This is a genomic window from Halococcus hamelinensis 100A6 (assembly GCF_000336675.1).
Classification (GTDB): Archaea; Halobacteriota; Halobacteria; order Halobacteriales; family Halococcaceae; genus Halococcus; species Halococcus hamelinensis.
In genome coordinates, this window is the sequence record NZ_AOMB01000005.1 from 82,956 (window position 1) to 103,566 (window position 20,611).

At 66.7% G+C, this 20,611-nt stretch carries 23 protein-coding genes; 12 read left to right on the plus strand and 11 right to left on the minus strand.

Going from position 1 to position 20,611, the window contains the following annotated elements; genetic code table 11:
• Nucleotides 1-245 precede the first annotated feature (245 nt).
• Nucleotides 246-1,253 (minus strand): tyrosine-type recombinase/integrase, encoded by a 1,008-nt coding sequence (locus C447_RS17080; RefSeq protein WP_007690088.1) that lies wholly within the window; start codon nucleotides 1,251-1,253, stop codon nucleotides 246-248.
• A 586-nt stretch (nucleotides 1,254-1,839) separates the two neighbouring features.
• On the opposite strand from C447_RS17080, the gene C447_RS01300 reads away from it, so the two are divergent.
• Complete coding sequence (locus tag C447_RS01300; RefSeq protein ID WP_007690090.1) at nucleotides 1,840-2,379, plus strand: hypothetical protein; 540 nt, start codon at nucleotides 1,840-1,842, stop codon at nucleotides 2,377-2,379.
• Nucleotides 2,380-2,417: 38 nt separating this feature from the next.
• Here the strand turns inward: C447_RS01300 and C447_RS01305 are convergent, their stop codons facing one another.
• Nucleotides 2,418-3,206, minus strand: a complete 789-nt coding sequence (locus C447_RS01305; protein ID WP_007690091.1) for a DUF7282 domain-containing protein — start codon at nucleotides 3,204-3,206, stop codon at nucleotides 2,418-2,420.
• Nucleotides 3,207-3,394: 188 nt separating this feature from the next.
• Between C447_RS01305 and ubaA the strand changes: the two genes are divergently transcribed.
• Nucleotides 3,395-4,207: an SAMP-activating enzyme E1 gene (gene ubaA / locus C447_RS01310; RefSeq protein WP_007690098.1), complete on the plus strand. Its 813-nt coding sequence runs from the start codon at nucleotides 3,395-3,397 to the stop codon at nucleotides 4,205-4,207.
• Between the two features lie 3 nt (nucleotides 4,208-4,210).
• On the opposite strand, the gene C447_RS01315 is transcribed toward ubaA, so the two are convergent.
• Nucleotides 4,211-5,128: a cobalamin-binding protein gene (locus C447_RS01315; RefSeq protein WP_007690101.1), complete on the minus strand. Its 918-nt coding sequence runs from the start codon at nucleotides 5,126-5,128 to the stop codon at nucleotides 4,211-4,213.
• 74 nt (nucleotides 5,129-5,202) lie between these two features.
• On the opposite strand from C447_RS01315, the gene C447_RS01320 reads away from it, so the two are divergent.
• The 3 genes from C447_RS01320 to C447_RS01330 all read left to right on the plus strand — a co-directional run bounded on the left by C447_RS01320 (nucleotide 5,203) and on the right by C447_RS01330 (nucleotide 7,075).
• The gene (locus C447_RS01320; protein ID WP_007690103.1) at nucleotides 5,203-5,811 is read left to right on the plus strand and encodes a DUF6663 family protein; all 609 of its coding nucleotides are present in this window, start codon (nucleotides 5,203-5,205) and stop codon (nucleotides 5,809-5,811) included.
• 23 nt (nucleotides 5,812-5,834) lie between these two features.
• Entirely contained in the window at nucleotides 5,835-6,128 is a 294-nt protein-coding gene (locus C447_RS01325; protein WP_007690104.1) for a hypothetical protein, read from the plus strand.
• Between the two features lie 77 nt (nucleotides 6,129-6,205).
• On the plus strand, nucleotides 6,206-7,075 hold the full coding sequence (locus tag C447_RS01330; protein ID WP_007690106.1) for a DUF7847 domain-containing protein: 870 nt from the start codon (nucleotides 6,206-6,208) through the stop codon (nucleotides 7,073-7,075).
• A 151-nt stretch (nucleotides 7,076-7,226) separates the two neighbouring features.
• Here C447_RS01330 and C447_RS01335 read toward each other — a convergent pair whose 3' ends face one another.
• Nucleotides 7,227-9,188 carry an aconitate hydratase gene (locus C447_RS01335; protein WP_007690108.1) on the minus strand — a complete coding sequence of 654 codons (1,962 nt, stop codon included), beginning with the start codon at nucleotides 9,186-9,188 and terminating at the stop codon, nucleotides 7,227-7,229.
• A 142-nt stretch (nucleotides 9,189-9,330) separates the two neighbouring features.
• Here C447_RS01335 and C447_RS01340 point away from each other — a divergent pair, with 142 nt between their 5' ends.
• On the plus strand, nucleotides 9,331-9,825 hold the full coding sequence (locus C447_RS01340; RefSeq protein WP_007690110.1) for a deoxyuridine 5'-triphosphate nucleotidohydrolase: 495 nt from the start codon (nucleotides 9,331-9,333) through the stop codon (nucleotides 9,823-9,825).
• Nucleotides 9,826-9,867: 42 nt separating this feature from the next.
• Here C447_RS01340 and C447_RS01345 read toward each other — a convergent pair whose 3' ends face one another.
• The gene (locus C447_RS01345) at nucleotides 9,868-10,722 is read right to left on the minus strand and encodes a PspA/IM30 family protein (protein ID WP_007690111.1); all 855 of its coding nucleotides are present in this window, start codon (nucleotides 10,720-10,722) and stop codon (nucleotides 9,868-9,870) included.
• A 55-nt stretch (nucleotides 10,723-10,777) separates the two neighbouring features.
• Here C447_RS01345 and C447_RS01350 point away from each other — a divergent pair, with 55 nt between their 5' ends.
• Nucleotides 10,778-11,377, plus strand: coding sequence for an alpha/beta hydrolase (locus C447_RS01350; protein WP_007690113.1), 600 nt, complete (start codon nucleotides 10,778-10,780; stop codon nucleotides 11,375-11,377).
• Between the two features lie 19 nt (nucleotides 11,378-11,396).
• Here the strand turns inward: C447_RS01350 and C447_RS01355 are convergent, their stop codons facing one another.
• Nucleotides 11,397-12,185: an ABC transporter permease gene (locus C447_RS01355; RefSeq protein WP_007690116.1), complete on the minus strand. Its 789-nt coding sequence runs from the start codon at nucleotides 12,183-12,185 to the stop codon at nucleotides 11,397-11,399.
• Nucleotides 12,182-13,174 carry an ABC transporter ATP-binding protein gene (locus tag C447_RS01360; protein ID WP_007690117.1) on the minus strand — a complete coding sequence of 331 codons (993 nt, stop codon included), beginning with the start codon at nucleotides 13,172-13,174 and terminating at the stop codon, nucleotides 12,182-12,184. Before C447_RS01360 ends, C447_RS01355 begins: the two co-directional genes overlap by 4 nt.
• Nucleotides 13,175-13,293: 119 nt before the next feature.
• On the opposite strand from C447_RS01360, the gene C447_RS01365 reads away from it, so the two are divergent.
• Nucleotides 13,294-14,553 (plus strand): MFS transporter, encoded by a 1,260-nt coding sequence (locus tag C447_RS01365; RefSeq protein ID WP_007690118.1) that lies wholly within the window; start codon nucleotides 13,294-13,296, stop codon nucleotides 14,551-14,553.
• Between the two features lie 43 nt (nucleotides 14,554-14,596).
• Here C447_RS01365 and C447_RS01370 read toward each other — a convergent pair whose 3' ends face one another.
• Together C447_RS01370 and C447_RS01375 are read right to left on the minus strand one after the other, a co-directional pair.
• A complete protein-coding gene (locus C447_RS01370; RefSeq protein WP_007690119.1) occupies nucleotides 14,597-14,938 on the minus strand; it encodes an AzlD domain-containing protein in 342 nt (113 codons plus the stop codon).
• Nucleotides 14,938-15,690, minus strand: coding sequence for an AzlC family ABC transporter permease (locus C447_RS01375; protein WP_044956135.1), 753 nt, complete (start codon nucleotides 15,688-15,690; stop codon nucleotides 14,938-14,940). The genes C447_RS01370 and C447_RS01375 overlap by 1 nt, the downstream gene beginning before the upstream one ends.
• 134 nt (nucleotides 15,691-15,824) lie before the next feature.
• Between C447_RS01375 and C447_RS01380 the strand changes: the two genes are divergently transcribed.
• From C447_RS01380 to C447_RS01395, 4 genes are all read left to right on the plus strand, one after another.
• A complete protein-coding gene (locus C447_RS01380; RefSeq protein ID WP_007690123.1) occupies nucleotides 15,825-16,556 on the plus strand; it encodes a helix-turn-helix domain-containing protein in 732 nt (243 codons plus the stop codon).
• 105 nt (nucleotides 16,557-16,661) lie between these two features.
• Nucleotides 16,662-18,302 carry a CTP synthase gene (locus C447_RS01385; RefSeq protein ID WP_007690124.1) on the plus strand — a complete coding sequence of 547 codons (1,641 nt, stop codon included), beginning with the start codon at nucleotides 16,662-16,664 and terminating at the stop codon, nucleotides 18,300-18,302.
• A complete protein-coding gene (gene guaA / locus C447_RS01390; protein WP_007690126.1) occupies nucleotides 18,302-19,219 on the plus strand; it encodes a glutamine-hydrolyzing GMP synthase in 918 nt (305 codons plus the stop codon). Before C447_RS01385 ends, guaA begins: the two co-directional genes overlap by 1 nt.
• Nucleotides 19,219-19,557 carry a DUF7126 family protein gene (locus C447_RS01395; protein WP_007690127.1) on the plus strand — a complete coding sequence of 113 codons (339 nt, stop codon included), beginning with the start codon at nucleotides 19,219-19,221 and terminating at the stop codon, nucleotides 19,555-19,557. Before guaA ends, C447_RS01395 begins: the two co-directional genes overlap by 1 nt.
• On the opposite strand, the gene C447_RS01400 is transcribed toward C447_RS01395, so the two are convergent.
• Together C447_RS01400 and C447_RS01405 are read right to left on the minus strand one after the other, a co-directional pair.
• Nucleotides 19,554-19,880, minus strand: coding sequence for a hypothetical protein (locus C447_RS01400; RefSeq protein WP_007690128.1), 327 nt, complete (start codon nucleotides 19,878-19,880; stop codon nucleotides 19,554-19,556). The two genes, C447_RS01395 and C447_RS01400, sit on opposite strands and share 4 nt — an antisense overlap.
• A 42-nt stretch (nucleotides 19,881-19,922) precedes the next feature.
• Nucleotides 19,923-20,594, minus strand: coding sequence for an MBL fold metallo-hydrolase (locus tag C447_RS01405; RefSeq protein WP_007690129.1), 672 nt, complete (start codon nucleotides 20,592-20,594; stop codon nucleotides 19,923-19,925).
• Between the last annotated feature and the right edge of the window lie 17 nt (nucleotides 20,595-20,611).

A 20,611-nucleotide genomic window follows, 5' to 3' on the forward strand; every position in this document is an offset into this window, starting at 1 on the left:
GCATAGTGCTACTCACATGGGTCGCTACCGTGCCATCATGACTGACACTGATAGAGAACACATAGCAGAGAAAGGAGAGCCAACGGACCAACAGGTGGATCAATCTGTGTATCGGGTTCGGAAGCGGATCAACGAGGAACTACCGGAGGACATTGCTGTTCTAAGAGAGCACCGCCCAGATCTACTGAGTGAACTTCGAGAAGTGGTATGTGAAAACTGACCCCACAGTTTCGAGTCGAGAGTAGTTATAGCCTGTCGAGATAGGATCGGCGTTGTTCTCTACGTTTCGCTTGAGTGCGTCCGTCATAGTGCTTGTCAAGAACGTCTGTTGAGACATCCATCCGGTCTGAAGCGATCTCTTTCGGCACGTCGGCGTTCAGATGAGCGGTGATAGCCCCACGCCTAACCGGGTGAGGACTCGTAGAAGTGGGACATTTTGAAGCCGCATCGTACTGAGTGCTCGCCTCACACTCCAAAGGATCACGGCCATGTGGACATTCATTCGTGTGATGGCAAGGGCGTGTGAGAGCGTAGAAGTGCTTTTGAATCACAGTCTTACCTGCTCTCCCTGATCGGACAGCGAACAGTGGCTCACGTCCGTTCTCGTCGGTCACATCGGGTCTGTGCATGGCGATGTAGTTGGATAGGGTCTCACACACGTCGGGGTTCAGATTGACCTCACGCTCCCCCTGCTGCTTGTTCTTGAGCGGGGTTCCTGTTTCTGGCCGGTGCCGGATTCTCACGTACTGCTGATCGGGGTTGTAGTCCTCTATATCAAGCCCGCGAGCAGTCCCCATCCGAAATCCGGTATGCCAGATAAGAGCAAAGAGAGCGTGCCTGAGAGTTGCGTATTCGAACTTAGTGAGATATTCGAGAATTCGATCTGCCGTTGGCTCGGAGAGCAGATCGTCTTTACGTGTTTGCTCATGACGGCTCACCTTCGGGAGTAACACCCTGTGAGAGACACCATCATTTACGGCGTTGATCTGTTCACAGAACCGGAGGAAAACTCGGATCGTGCTCAGTTGGGTTCTGAGGGTCATGTTATTGACGTTCATACTACGCCACTGAGTGAATTCGTGGATACGCCTACCAGTGACATCGTTCATGTTCTGCAGATTCGTCTTCTCGCACCATTCAAGGAAGCGAGTTAGTCGGTACTCTTGGCTCTGCAACGACGAATCAGAGATCTCTGTTCGTCGGTAGTTGAGGTACTGTTCTACAGCATCGGCTGGCGATATTGCTTCGAGCATTGGTCTGACATCGCCACACCTGACAGATTTTTAATACAAGGCCGAGATCGGTGGTTCGAATCCGCCTGAGCCCATGAATTCCTGCGAGCGACAGCGAGCAGTGAATTCAGGATGTGAGGGCGGTTCGAAGGAGAGGACGAGCGATCGGAGCGAGCGACGTTCGCGTGGTTCGAATCCGCCCGAGCCCACTCGGGAAACTCGGTCGTCCGAGTCGTTTTTCGATGGCTACAGTCGTCATATACGGGCGATGGAGCGAGTGAGGGTCCCGTGAAGCAAGGCACGGGACCGTTCCGAAAGCAAGTCTTGCAAGCGATGGCAGCCCTTGGTAGCTGACCGCGGTCGACTCGAAACGAGGGCGTGGATTGAAACTACCGTCCGTACTCTCGGGAGGGGAAGGTTTCACACACCGATCCGCTGCCGTATGGCGTTCCAACGTGTCCGACGGGGCGCTACGGGGCACTACCGACGAACCCTCGTCGGCGGAGCAGGACGCCGGCCGACGCATCATCGCGTGGTAGGTGAGGCCATGGGTCGGCTTGCGACCGATGTGAACGATTTCATATAGCGGCCGGTCGTGAGGGGCCGCATGGCGACCGAGGGTGAAGCCCGACCCGGTCCCCGGGACGACTACCCCTTCGCGCCGGACGAGGTTCCAGTGGTGGAGTGGAGCGGCGAGGTCGAACACGACGACGGGTCGGCGGAGGCGTTGTTCGCGGCGACCGAGCGACGGCTGGTCTGCGTGACGCGGACGGGCGAGGAGATCGTGGACTACACCCGGATCGCCGGGGTCGAAACCCGGTCCGAAACCGACGAGTCGGCCGGAGGGAGCTACCGCGACCTCGCGGTCGGCGGGGTGGTGTTCACCGCCGCCGGGCTCGGGGCGTTGGTGGTCGCGGACCGGATCATCGGGATGTCGGTCGGTGTCGTGGTCGCACTCATCGGTGTGCTGTTGCTCCTCGACGTGCTCCGAAACCTCCGGAGCGGGAGCGGGATGATGACGATCGAGGCGTCGGTCGAACACGTTCGACTCGACCGGGTCGATGCCGCGCCGCTCCACATCACCGCCACGGAGCGGGTCGCGACGAGGCTCCGCGACCTCATCGCCGACGCACGAAACGAGGAGTGAGTTACTGAGCGTCTCGGAGACGTATCGATACGACGGGTTCAGCGCCGACGGACGAGGAACGCGACCCCGAGCAACGTGATCACGGCGACCACGGGTCCGAAGCCGGGCCCGCTCCCGCCACTGCCACCGCTCTCGTTCCCGGCGCTTCCGTTCGCCTCGCCGCTCGTTTCGGCCCCGCCGTCACTCGCGGCGGTCGTTTCGGCACCGCCCGCGTCGGCCTGGGTGGCCGCGCTCGTCGCGTCGCTCTCACCGCTGGTCGCGGTACCGGAGCTGTCCTGAACCGTGACGTCCGCGATGTCGACGACCCGGCGGTCGGAGTCGCCCTGGTAGACCGGTTCGTCGGCGTCGGCGTCGAACGCGCCGTTGCCGTTGGAGTCAGCGTAGAGCACCGCGGTCAGGGACTCCGAACCGTTCAGCGGGCGGTTGAGCTCGATCCGGATGTTGTCGGCGATCCCGCCGTTGAGGAGGTACGACGACCCGATGACCCGTTCGTCCCCGCCGCTGGTGCCGTTGATGACGATGAACCCGTTGGTGGGGAGCGTCGCTGAGTCGACGAGGACCGTCTCACCGCTCGACTCCTGGTCGTCGAACGTGATGCTCGGTCCGTCCGACGCGCCGGTGGTTCCCGCGCTCCCGCCGGCGGTCGCCGCCTCGGTCGCCGAGCCGCTTTCGGTCGTCGTCGTGCTCTCCGCCGTCGTGGTGTTCCCGGTGTCGGTCGTCGATTGTTGTGGATGCAGGGGGCCCGTGGCCGCGAGCGCGCCGCCAGCGCCGGCACCCGCTATCAACAGGGCCGACACGAGGGCCACGACGAGAGTATTCGTTCGCATGTTGGACATCGGTAGAAAGCCATGGACCATAAAAGTAGACATCCGCGCTCGCGTGGCGACCCGAACACGGGGACGACGACCGTGTCGGTTGCATGGCTGTCCATGGTCGGTGCGACCGAACCGGAATCCCGCGACCGCCGAAACGGGAGTCACCCGCGGGCTTATTCCGCCGGGCGCGTAGATTCGGTATGAGCGATCTCAGTCTCGACGGCACCCAGCTCGACCGGTACTCGCGTCACATCATCATGGACGGCGTGGGACCCGCCGGCCAGTCGGCACTCCTCGACTCGCGTGTGCTCGTCGTCGGGGCCGGTGGACTCGGCTCGCCCGTCATCGAGTATCTCGCGGCCGCGGGCGTCGGAACGCTCGGGATCGCCGACGACGACGTCGTCGAGCGGAGCAACCTCCAGCGACAGGTGATCCACGGCGACGGTGACGTGGGTCGGAAGAAGGTCGAGAGCGCGGCCGCGTTCGTCGAGGACCTGAACCCCGACGTCGCGGTCGAACCCCACGACGTCCGCGTCGGGCCAGAGAACGTCGCCGACCTCGTCGCCGACTACGACTTCGTGGTCGACGGGGCCGACAACTTTCGGACGAGATACCTCGTCAACGACGCGTGTACGCTCGCCGGGATCCCCTTCTCCCACGGTGCGATCTACCGCTTCGAGGGGCAGATCACGACCTTCACCGAGGGATCACCGTGCTATCGCTGTCTGTTCGCCGAGGCCCCGCCCGCCGGCACGGTCCCCGACTGCGCGACCACGGGTGTGCTCGGGGTCCTCCCGGGAGTCGTGGGGTCGATACAGGCCACCGAGGCCGTCAAACACCTCGTCGGGGTCGGCGAGAGCCTCGACGGCCGGCTGCTCCACTACGACGCGCTCGGGATGAACTTCGAGGAACTCCCGATCCGGCCGAACCCCGAATGTTCGGTCTGCGGCGAGAACGGTATCGAATCGGTCGACGAGGTCGAGTACGTCGGGTCGTGTGCGGTCGCGGAGTAGGGATCAGAGCTCGGCGCGTGCCGGCCGGAGCGGTCGGGCGACGTCCGCCGGGGGCGCGTCGAACCGGTCGGGATGGATCAGTCCGGCGAGGTGTTCGAGCGAGTCCACGAGCCGCGGCCCGGGGCGGTTCATGAACCAATGGCCGTCGAGCGCGTAGGCGCGGCCCTCCCGGACGGCGGTGAGGTCGTGCCAGCCCTCGCGCTCGGTGAGGTCGGCGAGGTTCTCGGCGGTCTGGTCGAGGTCGAAACCACAGGGCGCGACCACGAGCGCCTCGGGGTCGTACTCGCGGATCTCGTCCCACTCGCGCGGACGCGAGGCAGCCCCCGGCTCGGTGAAGCCCTCGGATCCACCCGCGAGGTCGACCATCTCGGGGACCCAGTGGCCGGCGGTCATCACGGGGTCGGTCCAGTCGAGCACCGCTACGCGCGGACGCTCTTCTATGGCGTCCGTCACCGCTTCGACCGCCGCGACGCGGGCTTCGAGGGCCGCCACGAGTTCGTCGGCGCGCTCCTCTCGGCCCACCGCCCGTCCCACGCGCCGGATGTCGTCGAGCACGTCGTCGATGGAGTGGGGGTCGGTCGTGAGCACCTCGCAGTCGAGATCCAGCTGGTCGATCGCGTCGCGGACGAGCACCGAATCCACGGCACAGACGTCGCAGATCCCCTGGGAGACCACGAGGTCGGGGTCGAGTCTATCGAGGGTCGCGAGGTCGATGTCGTAGACGCCCTCGCCGTCCTCGGCTTCGAGGACCTGTCGATCTATCTCGGCGCTCGACGCTTCGGGGTCCACCCGCGAGCGGTTGACGGCGGGTTTCTCGGCCGCCGCGGGCGGGTAGTCGCACTCGTGGGAGACCCCGACGGGGTCGACCCCGAGCGCGTAGACGATCTCCGTCGCCGACGGGAGCAGCGAGACGACGCGCATGGGTCGAGATGGGGCGGCGAAGCCAAAGCCTTCGTGGTCGAACGGGTTTTCACCGCGACGGCGTAAGGCCGACCATGCAGACGACCGCCGGGACCTACCGCGTCCTCCGGAGTCCACGCGACCCCGACGAACTCCTGCTGCTCGACGTCGAGAGCCAGGACCCGACGTACGTGCCCTCGACCGGCTACGAGGGCGACCTCGCGGCGCGGGTGGCGGAACTCGAACCCGGGAATCGTGTCGCGGCCGAGATCGACTGGGCGGACGGGCCACGGTTCGCGGCCGTGACGGTCGAGACCGAAACGACCGTCGAGTTCGTCGACGGCGCGACGGGGATCTTCGAGGCCGCACGCGAGACGTGGGACGAGGCCCGTCGGGAGGGGCAGGCGATGAACTCCCGAGTGACCAGGGACACCGACGGCGAACCGAACGGGGTGGTCTACACCTTCGCGAAACAGTCGGGCGAACGCGACCTCTTCGCCGAGTTTCGGGACGGCATCACCCCGCTCGAACCGCTCGTCGACCGGCTCGCGGAGGGTGCGGAGCCGCCGTTCGCGGGCTTCGTCATCCGGCCGGCGGACGAACCGTTCGTCCTCGTCGCGCTCGCGATCGACCGGGCGGGGCCGCTCGCCGAGACCATCCGCGAGACCTACGCCGGGGCCGCCCGAACGACGCACGGTTTATAGGACGGGCCGGTGAAGGGCGCGGTATGCTCGACGAGGCAGACCGCACGGACCTGGAGAACGTTCGGCTGCGGCTCCGCGTGCTGAGCGGGATGCACAAGCTCGACGCGATCGAACACGCCGACGACCTCACCGACCGCGAAGCGGCCGAGCGGGAGGGGAAAAGCGTCGCCTACGGCAAGGCCGCCGACCACATCGCGGCGGTGCTCGACGGCGAGTACGAACAAGCCGGGATCAACGACCTCGTCTCCGAACTCCCCGCCGACTGGAGCCTCAACCTCCTCCGCTACGCCGCCTACAGCGAACGCACGGACGACTGAGGGCGGGAAGGACTACGGTCGGAAAATTCGCGGTCGAAATGGATAGTGTTATTTGAGGTTTGGGTGTGGAAATTTATATGGGTACGATCTCCGCGGTTTCGAGCGCCGGTGCGGCACTGCGTCGGAATCCTATCATCTTCGCGGCGATGGTCGTCGTCGTGGGAGTCAGCTTACTCTCGACCGTCGTCCAGTTCCTCCCCATAGCAAACGACCCCCTCGTTTCCAGCCTGCTCAGCATGGCCATCTCGCTCGTCGTCACGGTGTTCGTCTACCCGTTCGTCGAAGGCGGGATCATCGGGATGGCGCACGAGGGCGTGGTCGGCCGCACGGGCTTCGGGACGTTCCTCAGTGAAGGCCGTGAGAACTACGTCGGGCTCCTGCTCGCGAACATACTGCTGTTCGCGATTTTCATCGCGACCGGCATCGTCTACCTCATCGTCTCGGTCGTGATCGCGCTCGTCGCCGGGTTCGCGGTGGGTGGCGGGGGCGGCGGCGGGTTCGCGGGCGGTGTGGGGCTCGGCGCGGGGCTCGTCTTCACCGGCATCTCGGCGCTCCTCATCATCGGACTCCTGCTGGTGCCGTTCTTCCTCCAGTTCTACCAGGCGGCGATCGTCGTCGACGACGCCGGCGTCACGGACTCGTTCCGGCGGAGCGCGGGGCTGGTTCGAGCGAACTTCGCGAAGACCCTCGGCTACAACGTCATCGCCCTGCTCGTCAACCTCGTTTCCGTCATCCCGATCCTCTACTACGTCGTTACCCAAGTGTCCGTCTCGGACGCGCCGGCGAACGCCGCCGCGAACGGATTCCTCGGAACGTCGCCGTCCGGCGGACTCGTGTTCTTCGTCGCCTGGGGCGTACTGTCGTTCTTGATCGGTGCGTTCCTGCGAACCTACTACGTGGCTTACTACACGGATAGAACCGAGGGACGACCCGAACCCACCGCCTGAACCACGAACGCACCGGTCGGTGAGCGAGGTCGACGCGAACCGGACGGCGAACCGTCGACGTGTAGGTCACGAGACGTTCTCTCAGGGCTGTCTCGATTCGAGTGCCAGCGGTACCGCGGTTCGCTAAAAAATTCGAAGTTCGGGTAGCCGGTCAGTCGTCGGCGGGGGCCGCGCCCGAGCTCCCTTCCTGCTGGGCCTTCGTGTGGGGCAGCTTGCCGCCGTCGGCGAGGATCTCGCGCTCGCGTTCGGAGGCCTTGAGGGTGCCCGTCGCTTCCCAGTCGTCGTTCACGCGGATCGTGAACTCGGTCTCGCCGGAGCGGACGGCCTCGTCGACGTCGTCGACGATCTCGATGTCGTCGCCCTGGTCGATCTTCCCGTAGGTGTCCTCGTCGATCTCCAGCGGCAGGAGCCCGAAGTTGAAGAGGTTCGCCTTGTGGATCCGGGCGAAGCTCTGGGCGAGGACGCCCTCGACGCCGAGGTACATCGGACAGAGCGCCGCGTGCTCGCGCGAGGAGCCCTGGCCGTAGTTCTCGCCGGCCACGAGGAAGCCACCGTCGGAATCCAGTGCGCGCTGGGCGAACTCCTCGTCGACCCGCGAGAGGGTGAACTCCGAGAGCTTCGGGATGTTCGACCGGTACATCAGGATGTCCTGGGTCGCGGGGATGATGTGGTCGGTCGTGATGTTGTCGTCCATCTTGAGGAGCGCCGGTCCGCCGAGATGGGATTCGAGCGGGTCCTTCAGGGGCACGTCGCCGATGTTCGGGCCCTTCACGAGGCCGTCGTCGACCGCGTTGTCGGGGGCGATGAGGTCGGCGGTCGAGCCGTCGTAGACGTCCGCCATCTCGAAGCCGGGGTCCTCGACGTCGTCGAGGTCGCGCGGGTCGGTGATCTCGCCGGTGAGCGCCGCCGCGGTGGCGACCTCGGGCGAGCAGAGGTAGACCGAGTCGTCCTCGATACCCGAGCGGCCCTCGAAGTTCCGGTTGAACGTCCGGAGGCTCACCGAGTCGGAGGCGGGGACGTGACCGATGCCGATGCAGGCCCCACACGTCGCCTCGGAGAAGTTGACGCCGGCCGCCATCAGTTCGGCGCTCCAGCCCTCACGGGCGAGGAGCTCCGAGGACTGCTTCGAACCGGGCGCGATGATCATGTCGGTGCGCTTGTCGATCTCGCGGCCTTCGAGCATCTTCGCCGCAGGCAGGATGTCCTCGTAGGCACCGTTGGTACAGGAGCCGATCATGACCTGGTCGACGTCCGTCCCGGCGACTTCACTGACGGGGACGACGTTGTCGGGCATCGACGGCGTGGCGATCAGGGGTTCGAGGTCGTCGAGGTCCACGACGATCTCGTCGGCGTACTCGGCGTCGTCGTCCGCCGAGAGGTCGACGTACTCGTCCTCGCGTTCGAGCCGCGAGAGGAACTCCTTGGTGTTGTCGTCGGTCGGGAAGATCGAGGTGGTCGCGCCGAGCTCGGTCCCCATGTTGGTGATGGTGGTCCGCTCGGGCACGGAGAGGCTCTCGATGCCGGGGCCGGTGTATTCGAGCACCTTGCCGACGCCGCCCTTCACCGAGAGCTCGCCGAGGAGGTGGAGGATGACGTCCTTGGCGGTCGCCCACTCGGGGAGTTCGCCTTCGAGACGGACGCTCACGACTTCCGGCATCTCGATGTAGTAGGGACCGCCGCCCATCGCGACGGCGACGTCCAGTCCACCCGAACCGATAGCGAGCTCGCCCATGCCGCCGGGCGTCGGGGTGTGGCTGTCCGAACCGAGCATCGTCTTGCCGGGTGCGGCGAAGCGTTCCTTGTGGACCTGGTGGCAGATACCGTTGCCCGGGCGCGAGAAGTGCGCGCCGAACGTGCCCGCCGCCGACCGGAGGAAGCGGTGGTCGTCGGAGTTCTTGAAGTCGAACTGGTAGGTCTGGTGGTCGCAGTACTGTGCCGCGAGTTCGGTCTGGACCTCGTCGAGGCCGAGCGCCTCGAACTGGAGCCAGACGAGCGTCCCCGTCGTGTCCTGGGTCAGGACCTGGTCGATCTCGATCCCGATCTCCTCGCCGGTTTCGAGTTCACCTTCGACGAGGTGGTCGGAGAGGATCTTCTCCGTTAGCGTTTTTCCCATAGCACGTACTCATCCGCCACCCATCGGTATAAATCCCGTGCGTTTCGCACGAAAGACCGCCATACATCGCAAGTCTTGCCGCTCCGCTCGCCGCCGACGTCGACTCCGATACGGCTTTGTGTGCGGATAGAAACGGGGCGATATGTACAAAAGCGGCGCGTTCGTCGCCGAGCACGTCACGCCCGTCACCGACGAACAGGTCCAACCCAACGGGGTGGACCTCACGCTCGAAGCCGTCTTCGAACAGCGCGAACCCGGCCGTATCGGCATCGAGGGCAAGGAGGTCGGTGTGCGCCACCGCCGACGTGAACACGTCGTCGAGGGCTTCGGTGAAAACGACGCCACCGACCCCTACTACCTCCCACCGGGTGGGTACGTCGCCCGTTACACCGAGATCGTCCGGATCCCGGAGGGGCACGTGGGCTTCATCTATCCCCGGTCGTCGTTGCTGCGCAACTCGTGCATGCTGAACACCGCGGTCTGGGACGCGGGCTACGAGGGCCGCGGGGAGGGGCTGCTCCAGGTCCACCACGACATCGAGATCGAACGCGGCGCGCGGGTCGCACAACTGGTACTCTGCGAGGCCGACCACGACGACGTCTACGACGGGAGCTATCAGGGCGAGAACGTCGAGTGAACGGCGAACGAAGGAGGGTCCGGACGGTCGGCGGCGGGCGGGTTAGTTCGAGTCCTCGTTCTGGAGCTCTTCGAGTTCGGCCTCGACCTCGGGGTCGGCGGGTTCGTCGCCGCCCGCGTTCGAGCTGCCGTCGTCCGTGTCGGTGGTCTCGGCCTCGGCGGTCTCCGTTTCGGTTTCGGTGGAGCTGCTCGACGATCCACCCTCACCCATCTCTCCCCGGAGGGTTTCGAGTTCGGCCTCGACCTCGCTGTCGGTGCTGAGCGATTCGAGCTCGCGGTCGATGCTGTCTTGGTCCGAGAGGGCGTCCTCGAAGGCCCCCGACTCCTCGAGTTCGTCCATCGCTTCGGCGCGGGCCTCCATGTCCTCGGTGCGCTCGTTGGCGCGCTCGATCGACCGCCCGACGTCCTCCATCTCGTCGCCCGCCCCGGTCATCGCCTCCGACACCCTGGTGCTCGCCTCGGCGGCCTCGTAGCGCGCCTTCATGGTCTCCTTCTGGGTCCGGAACTCCTCGATCCGGCCCTGGAGGGTGTTCTTCTTCTCGACCAGCTGGTCCTGGGTTTGTTGGAGGTCCGCGATCTGGCCTTCGAGGTCCTCGATCTGGGTCATCTTCTGTTTCTTCTTTTCGAGGGCCTGCCGCGCGAGGTCGTCGCGGTCCTGGCGCACCGCCTCCCGGGCCTGCTCGTTGTGCTTGTCGACGTTCTCCTCCAGACGGCGTTTCTGGATCTCGAGGCGCTTCTTCTGAGTGGTGAGGTCCGCGATCCCGCCTTTCACGTCCTGTAGCTGGTCGCGGAGCTGTTCGTAGGAGTAATCAAGCGCCTCGCCGGGGTCCTCGGCGTTGTTGAGGATCGCGTTGAGCCGCGACCGGACCACGTACGACGCGCGTGAAAGGATGCCCATACCGGCCCCTAGCGTCCCGCCATCTTAAAACACCGCCCGTTCGCAGACGAGGCCGATGACCGTGGCTATTCCCGGCGGGCGCGACGTCCGCGGAACGCTCGACACGCCCGAGGGCACGAACCAGAACGACCGCCTCGACCGGCTCGTCGTGGCGTGCCCGCCCCACCCACAGGACGGCGGCACCCGTTCGGACCAGCGGCTCACCGCCGTGAGCGACGCGCTTTGTGAGCGGGGAATCGCCTGCCTCCGATTCGACTACGGAGCCTGGGACGAGGGCCGCGGCGAACAGGAGGACGCCAAAAACGCCGTCGAGTGGGCACGCGAGCGCGCGGGTCAGGTCGGATTGTTCGGGTTCAGTTTCGGCGCGACGATGGCGCTGTGCGCCGCGAGCGATATCGAGGGGCTCTGGGGAGTGTGTGCGCTCGCGCCCGACCGGGGCGAGGGGGAGAGCGACGCGGTGGCCGCGCTCGACGGGATCGACTGTCCAGTGACGGTCCTCTACGCCGAGCGCGATACGACCGCCGACTGGGAGCCCGTCGTCGAGCGCGCCCGCGACCTCGACATCGCTGTCGAGGGACTGTCGGCCGACCACTTCTTCCTCGGCCAGGCGGGGAAGGTCGCGGTGCGGGTCGTGGCGTTCTTCGAGGAGCGCTGAACCGCTCCGGAACGCGCCCTCACTCCGTCAGCCCGTAGCCGCGTTTGAACAGCAGGACGTCGACGACGACCATCACCGCCGCCGCGACGGCGAGCACGACGAGCGAGACCGTCGGGTCGATGTCCGCGGTCCCGAGGAAGCCATAGCGCAGCCCGTCGACCATGTAGACCATCGGATTGAGGAGCGAGACGGTCTGCCAGATGGGGGGCAGCGCCGAGAGCGGGTAGAAGACCGCCCCGAAGAACACCAGCGGCCGGATGATGAACTGGTTCATCACCGTGAGGTAGTCGAAGTCCTCCGCCCAGAGACCGCCGAGAACGCCGAAGGCCGCAAAGAGCACCGTTATCACGAGCACGAAGGCGACGGCGTAGACCGGATGGGTCGTGCTCACCGGCGGCACGCCGGGGTCGAGGTTCGTAAAGACCACCCCGACGAGCGTGACGAGCGCCGCGATGACGATCCCGCGGAGCGCGCTCGCCGAGATGTACGAGCCGACCATCTCGACGTACGACAGCGGCGCGGTCTGGACCTCGTGGATGTACTTGTTCCAGCGACCGTGGAAGATGGTGAAGGAGGCGTTCTGGAAGGCGTCGCTGGTCGCGCCGAGCACGACGAGTCCAGGCAGGATGAAGAGGATGTAGGGCGTCCCGCCGGTCGCGTCGATCCGCCCGCCGAGGATCACCCCGAAGACCACGAAGTAGAGCGCGTTGGTGATCACGGGCGGCAGGAACGTGTTCCACGGTCGCCGGACGTACCGGAGCACCTCGCGCCGGAGCAGGGTTCGCGCGCCCGTCGAGACCACGCTCACAGCGAGGCCTCCGGCGCGGCGGCCTCGGTGTCCCGCTCGGAGTCGTCGGGATCGCCGTTCGCCGTCTCCTCGTCGTCGTGGCCCGTCAGCGAGATGAACACCTCTTCGAGCGAGGTCCGCGAGATATCGACGTCGACCACGGTGTGGCCCTGGCGGTCGAGGTCCCGGACGAGTTCTGGGGTGACTTCGCCGCCCGAGGCCGCCGAGACGGTGAGGAGGTCGCCGTCGAGGCCGACGTCGGTGACGCGGTCGTCCGTGACGGTCGGGGTCGAGGCCGGCGGGTCGCGGAGCCGGAGCCGGACGGTGTCGTCGCCCTTCGCCATGAGTTCGGCCGGGCTCGCGACCGTGACTTTCTGGCCCTCGTCCATGATGGCGACCTCGTCACAGAGCTGTTCGGCCTCCTCGATGTAGTGGGTCGTCAGGAGCACAGTCAATCCGTCCTCGTTGAGGTCGGTGATGATCTCCCAGAGGTCGTGGCGGAGTTCGACGTCGACGCCGGCGGTGGGTTCGTCGAGGATCAGGAGGTCGGGCTCGGAGACCAGCGCGCGGGCGAGCATGAACCGACGCTTCATCCCGCCGGAGAGCCAGTCGAACCGTGAGTCGCGCTTGTCGTAGATGCCCACCGTTTTGAGCGCCTCGTCGGCGCGGCGGCGGGCTTCCTCGCCGTTGATGCCGTGGTAGCCCGCCTGGTGGAGCAGGACTTCGCGAACCGGGAAGAACCGGTCGACGTTGAACTCCTGGGGTGCGAGCCCGATCCGCGAGCGCACCTCGCGGTAGTCGGCCTCGACGTCGTTGCCGAACACCAGCGCCTCGCCGCCGGATTTCGAGACCAGCCCGACGAGGATGTTGATGAAGGTGGTCTTGCCCGCGCCGTTCGGCCCGAGCAGCCCGAAGAACTCGCCCTGCTCGATGTCGAGCGAGAGGCCGTCGAGCGCCTGCACGTCGCCGTAGTTCTTCGTGAGATCGGTCGTCGAGATGGCAGATGGCACTACGCGAACGGAGGCGTGGGAGTCGATTAAGGGTGTTGACCACGGCGAATCGAACCGGGCACAGACCGAGACAAACGAAAAGCGAAACGCGCTTTTCCGGGCTTGGGTAACGGGACGGAGTGTCCGCCTCCACCGAACGTCGAAGCCAGTTTCTCGCGCTCTATCTCGTTCGGTTCGCGGGGCGCTTTGGCTACTCGACGCTCATCGTTCTCCTCCCCTACTACGTCAACCGGCTCCACGCCTCCGGGCTGACGACCGGGCTGTTCTACTCGGGCTTCACCGCCGCCCAGTTCCTCGCGGTCGTGCCGCTGGCGTGGGCGGGCGACCGCTACGACAAACGCGTCGTGCTGGGTGGCTGTCTCGCCGTCGGGGCCGTCGTCTACGCGCTCTTCACGCAGGTCGTCTCGCCGGCGACCCTCGTCGGCATCCGCGCGCTCCAAGGCATCGTGGTGGTCGGGATCGGCCTCCTGACGCTGGCGTTCGTCGGCGAACTCGCCAGCAAGGAGACCCGCGCGAACGTCATCGGGAAGTCCAACGCCGCGCGCTTCGCCGCCGCCATCGCGGGGAGTCTCACCGCCGGCGTGGTCTACCAGCATTCGGGCTTCGCGTTCGTCTTCTGGCCCCTCGTCGGGCTCTACGTCCTCACCTTCCTCGCGGTCGTCTTCGTGCTCGAATCCGACGAGACCACCATCCGCGGGATCCCCTTCACCGGCCTCGCGTTCAACCGCCGCATCCGCACCCTCAGCGTCTTCCGGGCGCAGTACTCGGTCGCCGTCACCCTCGTCCGGACGTGGGTGCCACTGTTCGCGGGCGTGGTCGCCGCCCGCGGCGGCCTGGAAATGGTCCCGATCGCCGTCACACTGGTCATCACCGCCGAGAAGCTCGCGAACCTCGTGCTCCAACCGACGATCGGGTCGCTCTCGGATCGATATGGACGGGCGCTGTTCGTCTTCGTCGGCGGCGGTACGTATGGGATCGTCGCGCTCGCCGTACCCTTCACCCCGGCCGTCGGGACGGCGCTCGGCCTCCCCGATGCGATCCCCGCGGTCGGCTACGTCTCGGCCGCGTTCGTGCCCCTTCTGGTACTCAACGCCCTGCTCGGCGTCACCGAGGCATTCCGCGAACCAGCGAGCATGGCGCTGTTCGCCGACGAGGGTAGCGACGACGACGAGAGCGGCGTGGCCGCGAGCTTCGGCATCCGCGACCTCGTCTGGCGACCCGGGAGCCTCGTCGCACCCGTCGTCGGCGGCTGGCTCATGAGCTCGGTCGGGATGGCGTGGGTGTTCTACCTCGGCGGGCTGGTCGCCGTCAGCGGCTCCCTCAGCTTCCTGTTCGCCCTCGTGCGCGCCCACGGCCGCGGCGCGCTCACCGAGTGGTAGCCATCCCGATAGCACATCGGAATCGACCTCGGTGGACCGGGGCTCAGAGCAGCAGCTGCACGGTCCAGAGCACGACCATCCCGATACCGATGGTCGCGAACATGTTCCTCGTTCGCCACGCCACCACCACGGCGAGCCCGGCCGCGAGGAGCTTCGCCGGTTCGTAGACGAGGTGTGGCGTCGGTGCGGCCGAGAGCGAGAGTATCGAGGGGACGGCGAGCGCGGCGAACACCGTCACCGGGATGAACCGGAGGGTCCCCGTGAGACGCGGCGGCACCCGCTCCAGCCGGCCGATCAACGGGAGGAACGAGAGCCGGAAGAGGTACGTCGCCACCCCCACGACGGCGATGACCAACCAGACAGCCGCTGTGGTGTACTCGGCCATTACCCCGACCCCCCGTTCGTGGCGTCCCCGCCGTCCGAACGCGGCTCACGGTCGACCGTCGGGAACGTCCCTCGATGGACCTCGACCGCCACGCCAGCGGCGATCCCGACGAGCGCCGCCGCCACGAGACTCAGGTTGAACGGCAGGACGGCGGCGACGAGGCTCACGACCGCCGCGACGAGCGCGGCGACCCCGGTCGAGCGGTCGTCGAGCGTCGTGAACAGCAGCGCCAGGTAGGTGAGCGGGATGGCGAACTCGAGGGAGAGCCCTGCGGGGAGGTTCGCCCCGAGGACTATCCCGAGCCCGGTGCTCGCCACCCAGGTCGTCAGCATCGCGACCCCGGAGCCGAGGTAGAACCGTTTGTAATGTCGGGCGTCGGGGCCCGAGTTCCGGAACTCGGTGATGGCGACCGCGTAGGTCTCGTCGTTGAGGAAGTACGCGCTCACCCACTTGGCGGGACCGCTGAACCGCCGGAAGTACGGCGCGATCGACGCGCTGTACATGGTGTGCCGGACGTTCATGACGACGGCCGTCATGACCACCACCGCGACGGGCGCGCCCTGCCCCATGAGGTCGATGGCCGCGAGCTGGGCCGCGCCGGCGAAGACGAGGACCGACATCCCGACCATCTCGACGGGCGAGAGCCCGACGTTCGAGGCGGTCACCCCGACGATCAGCCCGAACGGGAGAACCCCGAGGAGAAGCGGGGCAGTGGCCTTCGCGCCGGCGACGAAGTCGTATCGGGCGCTCATCCCGTCCACCGTCCATGCGTGAGATTCGTCATGAACGGACGAACGAACGGGACGGCGATAGATGGACGACCAACGATAGCAGGTGTGTCGAACAAACGCTATATGCGACGGCCCCCCACCCCTCGAACAGGTGTATGAACGCTTCCGGTAGTGCGCTCCGAGTCACGTTGGACGTCTGGCATCCGAACTGCTGGACGATACGAACGACCGAGCGAGTCGACGTCGGGTTTCTCGCCTACGGCGTGTATTCGCGGGTGGACGGACGGGCGACGACGCACGTCACGGTCTACGGCGATACCCGGGCGACGATCGAGCGGGCCCTCGACGTGGTCGACGGGTTCGAGTCGGTGTATCGGATGTCGGGGATGAAGGGCGGGTACGACCGTCGGCCGGCGGTCACACCGCCGGGCAACGCGAGCCGCGACCTCCTCGTCGAGCACGACGGGGAGACACAGATCAGCGAGGCGTTCTTCGCGAGGGGGTTCGCGCACGCCGAACGAACGGACATCCACGACGGCAGCGAACGGTGGACGCTCCTCTCGAACGACGACCGCGAGACGATCCAGGACCACTTCGCGGCGATCCGCAAGGAGGAGGGCGCGGAGATCGCGGTTCAGGGGATAGAACGAGCGACGAACCCGTCGAACGGCGGCGCGGAACCGCTCCCCCTCGGTCGGCTCTCCCACCGCCAGCGGGAGGTGTTCCGGCTCGCTCGTGACCGCGGCTACTATCGCTGGCCGACCGAGACGCCGGCCGAGGAGCTCGCCGACGAGTTGGGTATCACCACCTCGACGCTCCACGAACACCTCTACAAAGCCGAGCAGAAGCTCCTGGACCGGTCGGAGCCGGACGATGCCGAACCGTAGCGGCTCCCGACGTCCGTCGTTCGTCGACGAGGTCGTACCCCCGCGGTCGAGGGGGTCGCTACGAACCTCCGAAACCATTTTGTCCTCCGGTTGCAGACCGTTGCTATGCCGACAAACTCCACGAGTCCCGACGGGGGACCCAAATTCGTTTTCGTCACCGGGGGCGTGATGAGCGGCCTCGGGAAGGGAATCACCGCGGCGAGCACGGGCCGACTCCTCGAGAACGCCGGCTTCGACGTCACGGCCGTCAAGATCGACCCCTATCTCAACGTCGACGCCGGGACGATGAACCCCTACCAGCACGGCGAGGTCTACGTCCTCAACGACGGCGGCGAGGTCGACCTGGATCTGGGGAACTACGAACGCTTCCTCGACGAGGACATGAGCTTCGACCAGAACATAACCACGGGAAAGCTCTACAAGAACGTCATCGAGAAGGAGCGCGCCGGCGACTACCTCGGGAAGACGGTCCAGATCATCCCCCACATCACCGACGACATCAAGCGCCGGGTGCGGGAGGCCGCCGCGGGCCACGACGTCTGTCTCATCGAGGTCGGCGGCACGGTCGGGGACATCGAGGGCGGCCCCTACTACGAGGCCATCCGGCAGTTCACCCACGAGGAGAACGAGGAGGACGTCCTGCTGGCACACGTCACGCTCGTCCCGTTCTCGAAGAACGGCGAGCAGAAGACCAAACCCACCCAGCACAGCGTGAAGGAGCTCCGGTCGATCGGGCTCCAGCCCGACGTCGTGGTCGGGCGGTGTGAGGAGAAACTCGACCCCGACACCAAGGAGAAGATCGCGCTGTTCTGTGACGTCCCGACGGAGGCCGTCTTCTCGAATCCCGACGTCGAGGACATCTACCACGTGCCGCTGGTCGTCGAGGAGGAGGGCCTCGACGAGCACGTCATGGAGCGCCTGGAGATCGAGGACGCGGCACAGCCGGCCGCCGAACGTGCGGGCTGGTGGCGCGACGTCGTGACCCGCGAGAAGTCCGGGACGGTCAAAGTGGCGCTCGTCGGGAAGTACGCGCTCGAAGATGCCTACCTCTCGATCCACGAGGCGCTGAAGCACGCCGGTCTCGAACACGGCGTCGAGGTCGAGGTGCTCTGGGTCGACGCCGAGGAGATGGCGAACACCCACCAGCGCCGGGTTCGGGAGGCCGACGCCATCGTGGTCCCCGGCGGGTTCGGGACGCGCGGCACGCGCGAGAAGATCGATGCCGCCCGGTACGCCCGCGAGAACGAGGTGCCCTACCTCGGCCTCTGTCTCGGCTTCCAGATGGCGGTCGTCGAGTACGCGCGCAACGTCCTCGGGCTGGAGGGCGCGCACTCGACCGAGATGGTTCCCGAGACCCCCCATCCCGTGATCGGGTTGCTGCCCGAACAGTACGACGTCGAGGATCTGGGTGGGACGATGCGTCTCGGGGCCCACGCGACCGAGATCCAGCCGGGCACGCTCGCGGCCGAGCTCTACGGCGAGTCGTGTACCGAACGCCACCGCCACCGCTACGAGGTCAACCCCGAGTACATCGACGAGCTGGAGGCGGCGGGGCTCTCCTTCTCGGGCCGGGCGAACAACCGGATGGAGGTCCTCGAACTCGACGACCACCCGTTCTTCTTCGGGACCCAGTTCCACCCCGAGTTCCGGTCGCGGCCCGGCCGGGCGAGCCCGCCGTTCGTCGGGCTGCTCGACGCCGCCATCGATCGGGAGGAGCCGACCGAAACGACCGAGGTCGAGGCCTGATGGTCGACCCAGCGGAGTTCATCGACGAGGCGGTCGCGGAGATCGAAGCGGCGGTCGGCGACGCGAGCGCGGTGATCGCGCTCTCCGGTGGTGTGGACTCGTCCGTGGCGGCGGCGCTGGCCTACGAGGCGCTCGGCGACCGACTCACGCCCGTCTACGTCGACACGGGTCTGATGCGCAAAGGCGAGACCGAACAGGTCGCGGAGACCTTCTCCTACATGGAGAGCCTCGAGATCGTCCACGCCCAGGAGCGCTTTCTCGACGCGCTCGCGGGCGTGACGGACCCGGAGGAGAAACGCCACGTCGTGGGCGAGCGGTTCATCCGCGAACTCGAAACCGAGGCGCGCGAGACGGACGCCGACTACCTCGTGCAGGGGACCATCTACCCCGACCGGATCGAGTCGGAGGGGAACATCAAGTCCCATCACAACGTCGGCGGCCTCCCCGACCGAGTCGATTTCGAGGGGATCGTCGAACCCGTCCGGGACCTCTACAAGGACGAGGTCCGCGAGGTCGCCCGCGAACTCGGTCTCGACGACCTCGTGGCCGAACGGATGCCGTTCCCGGGTCCGGGCCTCGCGGTCCGGGTGCTCGGTGAGGTCACCGAAGAAAAACTCCACGTCGCCCGCGAGGCGACCCACGTCGTCGAGGAGGAACTGGAGGAGTACGAGCCCTGGCAGGCGCTCGCGGCGGTCATCGGGAAGGCCACGGGCGTGAAAGGCGACAACCGGGTCCACGGCTGGGTCGTCTCCGTCCGGGCGGTCGACTCCCGCGACGGCATGACCGCCCGCGCCCTCGAAGTCGACTGGGACACCCTCCAGCGCCTCCAGAGTCGTATCACGGGATCGCTCGACAACGTCTCGCGCGTCGTCTACGACGTGACCCACAAACCGCCCGCGACCATCGAGTACGAGTGATGGCGGGGGAACGAAACGCGGTCGTCGCGGGTCCGGACCTCGACGGTCTCGGCGACGCGCTCGAAGCCGAGGGGGTCGCGGTCTCGCGCGTCGACGGCCTCGCCAACCGCCCGGCGCTCGAGGACGCCGGTATCAACGAGGCCGACGTCTTCGTCCTCACCGACGTCGGCCAGGCCACCTCGATCCCGGTGGTGGTGGACCTAGTGGGACGGATCAGGATCGTCGTCTACTCGCGCGATTCGCTGCCGGAGTTCGCGAAGGGCCAGGCCGACCTCCTCGTGGATCCGGCCCTGCTCGATGCGAAAACCGTGGCCGAAGAACTCACTGCGGACGGCTAGAACGACGAGATCAGGTCGTCGACGCTCTCGTCGCCCTCGACGTGGCGTTCGTTGTAGGCCTCCATGAACTCGCGAGCGGTGCCGATGGCGGCATCGCGGCCCTCGATCTCCTCGCGGAGGACCTCCGGCCCGTCGCCTTCGGTCCGGATCGCGTTCACCTGCCAGACGTCCTGGTCGGTGTCGGCGGCGTTCGTCGCGGGCTGGAGGTGGAGCTCTAGGGCGTCGCGCTCGTACTGGATCGGCTGTTGTGGGTTGTACTGGCCACCCTGTTGGTCGGTATCCTCGATTCGATCCCAGCCGTTCGGCAGGTCGTCGGTGCTCATCGTCCCATCCCTCGCCGCCCGGGACCAAAGCGTCCCCGTTCTTCAGCGATCGGCGGCGAGGTCCGCGAGGCGCGCGTCGCCCTCGCGGACGAACGGTACGCCGTGGCCCATCCCGAGCACCGAGAAGTCGGGGACCCGGTCGTCGACCGACCGGATGCTCTCGGCGACGGCGTCGGTGTCGTGGCTCATCGCCCAGCCGGAGGGGGTGAGCCGTCCGGACCCCTCGAAGACGAGGTCGCCGAAGAAGCCCGCCGAGCGCTCCTCGCTCACGAACGCGATGTGGCCGGGGGTGTGGCCCGGGGTGTGGTAGGCCGTGAAGGTTCCCACGGTGTCGCCGTCGGCGACGACCTCGACGGGGAGGTCGGGCGTGTCGACGAACGGGCCCGCCGCGCGCTGGAACGCGCCCTTTCGGTTGCCGAGTCGGGGTTTCTCGTCCCCGGTGAGAAGCGCCGCGTCCGCCCGCCCGGCGTGGACCGTGGCGTCGAGGTCGTCGAGTTTCGAGAGCGCGCCGACGTGGTCGAAGTCGTAGTGGGTGAGCAGCACGCGCTCGATCTCCCCCACCCGGTGTCCCGTCGCCTCGGCCTCGGCCTCGATGGTCGCGGCGTCGAACGGCGTGCCGGCATCGATCAGAGTGAGCACGTCGTCCTCGACGAGGTAGGCGTTCACGCCCGAGAGCTCGAACCACCAGATGCCGTCCGCGAGCTGGGTCGCCATACCGTGCCTTCGACCGG

What these genes read in the sequence shown, in the direction of transcription:
- C447_RS17080 (WP_007690088.1), bottom strand. Translation starts at nt 1,253, where the DNA reads ATGCTCGAAGCAATATCGCCAGCCGATGCTGTAGAACAGTACCTCAAC.
- C447_RS01300 (WP_007690090.1), top strand. Translation starts at nt 1,840, where the DNA reads ATGGCGACCGAGGGTGAAGCCCGACCCGGTCCCCGGGACGACTACCCC.
- C447_RS01305 (WP_007690091.1), bottom strand. Translation starts at nt 3,206, where the DNA reads ATGCGAACGAATACTCTCGTCGTGGCCCTCGTGTCGGCCCTGTTGATA.
- ubaA (WP_007690098.1), top strand. Translation starts at nt 3,395, where the DNA reads ATGAGCGATCTCAGTCTCGACGGCACCCAGCTCGACCGGTACTCGCGT.
- C447_RS01315 (WP_007690101.1), bottom strand. Translation starts at nt 5,128, where the DNA reads ATGCGCGTCGTCTCGCTGCTCCCGTCGGCGACGGAGATCGTCTACGCG.
- C447_RS01320 (WP_007690103.1), top strand. Translation starts at nt 5,203, where the DNA reads ATGCAGACGACCGCCGGGACCTACCGCGTCCTCCGGAGTCCACGCGAC.
- C447_RS01325 (WP_007690104.1), top strand. Translation starts at nt 5,835, where the DNA reads ATGCTCGACGAGGCAGACCGCACGGACCTGGAGAACGTTCGGCTGCGG.
- C447_RS01330 (WP_007690106.1), top strand. Translation starts at nt 6,206, where the DNA reads ATGGGTACGATCTCCGCGGTTTCGAGCGCCGGTGCGGCACTGCGTCGG.
- C447_RS01335 (WP_007690108.1), bottom strand. Translation starts at nt 9,188, where the DNA reads ATGGGAAAAACGCTAACGGAGAAGATCCTCTCCGACCACCTCGTCGAA.
- C447_RS01340 (WP_007690110.1), top strand. Translation starts at nt 9,331, where the DNA reads ATGTACAAAAGCGGCGCGTTCGTCGCCGAGCACGTCACGCCCGTCACC.
- C447_RS01345 (WP_007690111.1), bottom strand. Translation starts at nt 10,722, where the DNA reads ATGGGCATCCTTTCACGCGCGTCGTACGTGGTCCGGTCGCGGCTCAAC.
- C447_RS01350 (WP_007690113.1), top strand. Translation starts at nt 10,778, where the DNA reads ATGACCGTGGCTATTCCCGGCGGGCGCGACGTCCGCGGAACGCTCGAC.
- C447_RS01370 (WP_007690119.1), bottom strand. Translation starts at nt 14,938, where the DNA reads ATGGCCGAGTACACCACAGCGGCTGTCTGGTTGGTCATCGCCGTCGTG.
- C447_RS01375 (WP_044956135.1), bottom strand. Translation starts at nt 15,690, where the DNA reads ATGAGCGCCCGATACGACTTCGTCGCCGGCGCGAAGGCCACTGCCCCG.
- C447_RS01380 (WP_007690123.1), top strand. Translation starts at nt 15,825, where the DNA reads ATGAACGCTTCCGGTAGTGCGCTCCGAGTCACGTTGGACGTCTGGCAT.
- C447_RS01385 (WP_007690124.1), top strand. Translation starts at nt 16,662, where the DNA reads ATGCCGACAAACTCCACGAGTCCCGACGGGGGACCCAAATTCGTTTTC.
- guaA (WP_007690126.1), top strand. Translation starts at nt 18,302, where the DNA reads ATGGTCGACCCAGCGGAGTTCATCGACGAGGCGGTCGCGGAGATCGAA.
- C447_RS01395 (WP_007690127.1), top strand. Translation starts at nt 19,219, where the DNA reads ATGGCGGGGGAACGAAACGCGGTCGTCGCGGGTCCGGACCTCGACGGT.
- C447_RS01400 (WP_007690128.1), bottom strand. Translation starts at nt 19,880, where the DNA reads ATGAGCACCGACGACCTGCCGAACGGCTGGGATCGAATCGAGGATACC.
- C447_RS01405 (WP_007690129.1), bottom strand. Translation starts at nt 20,594, where the DNA reads ATGGCGACCCAGCTCGCGGACGGCATCTGGTGGTTCGAGCTCTCGGGC.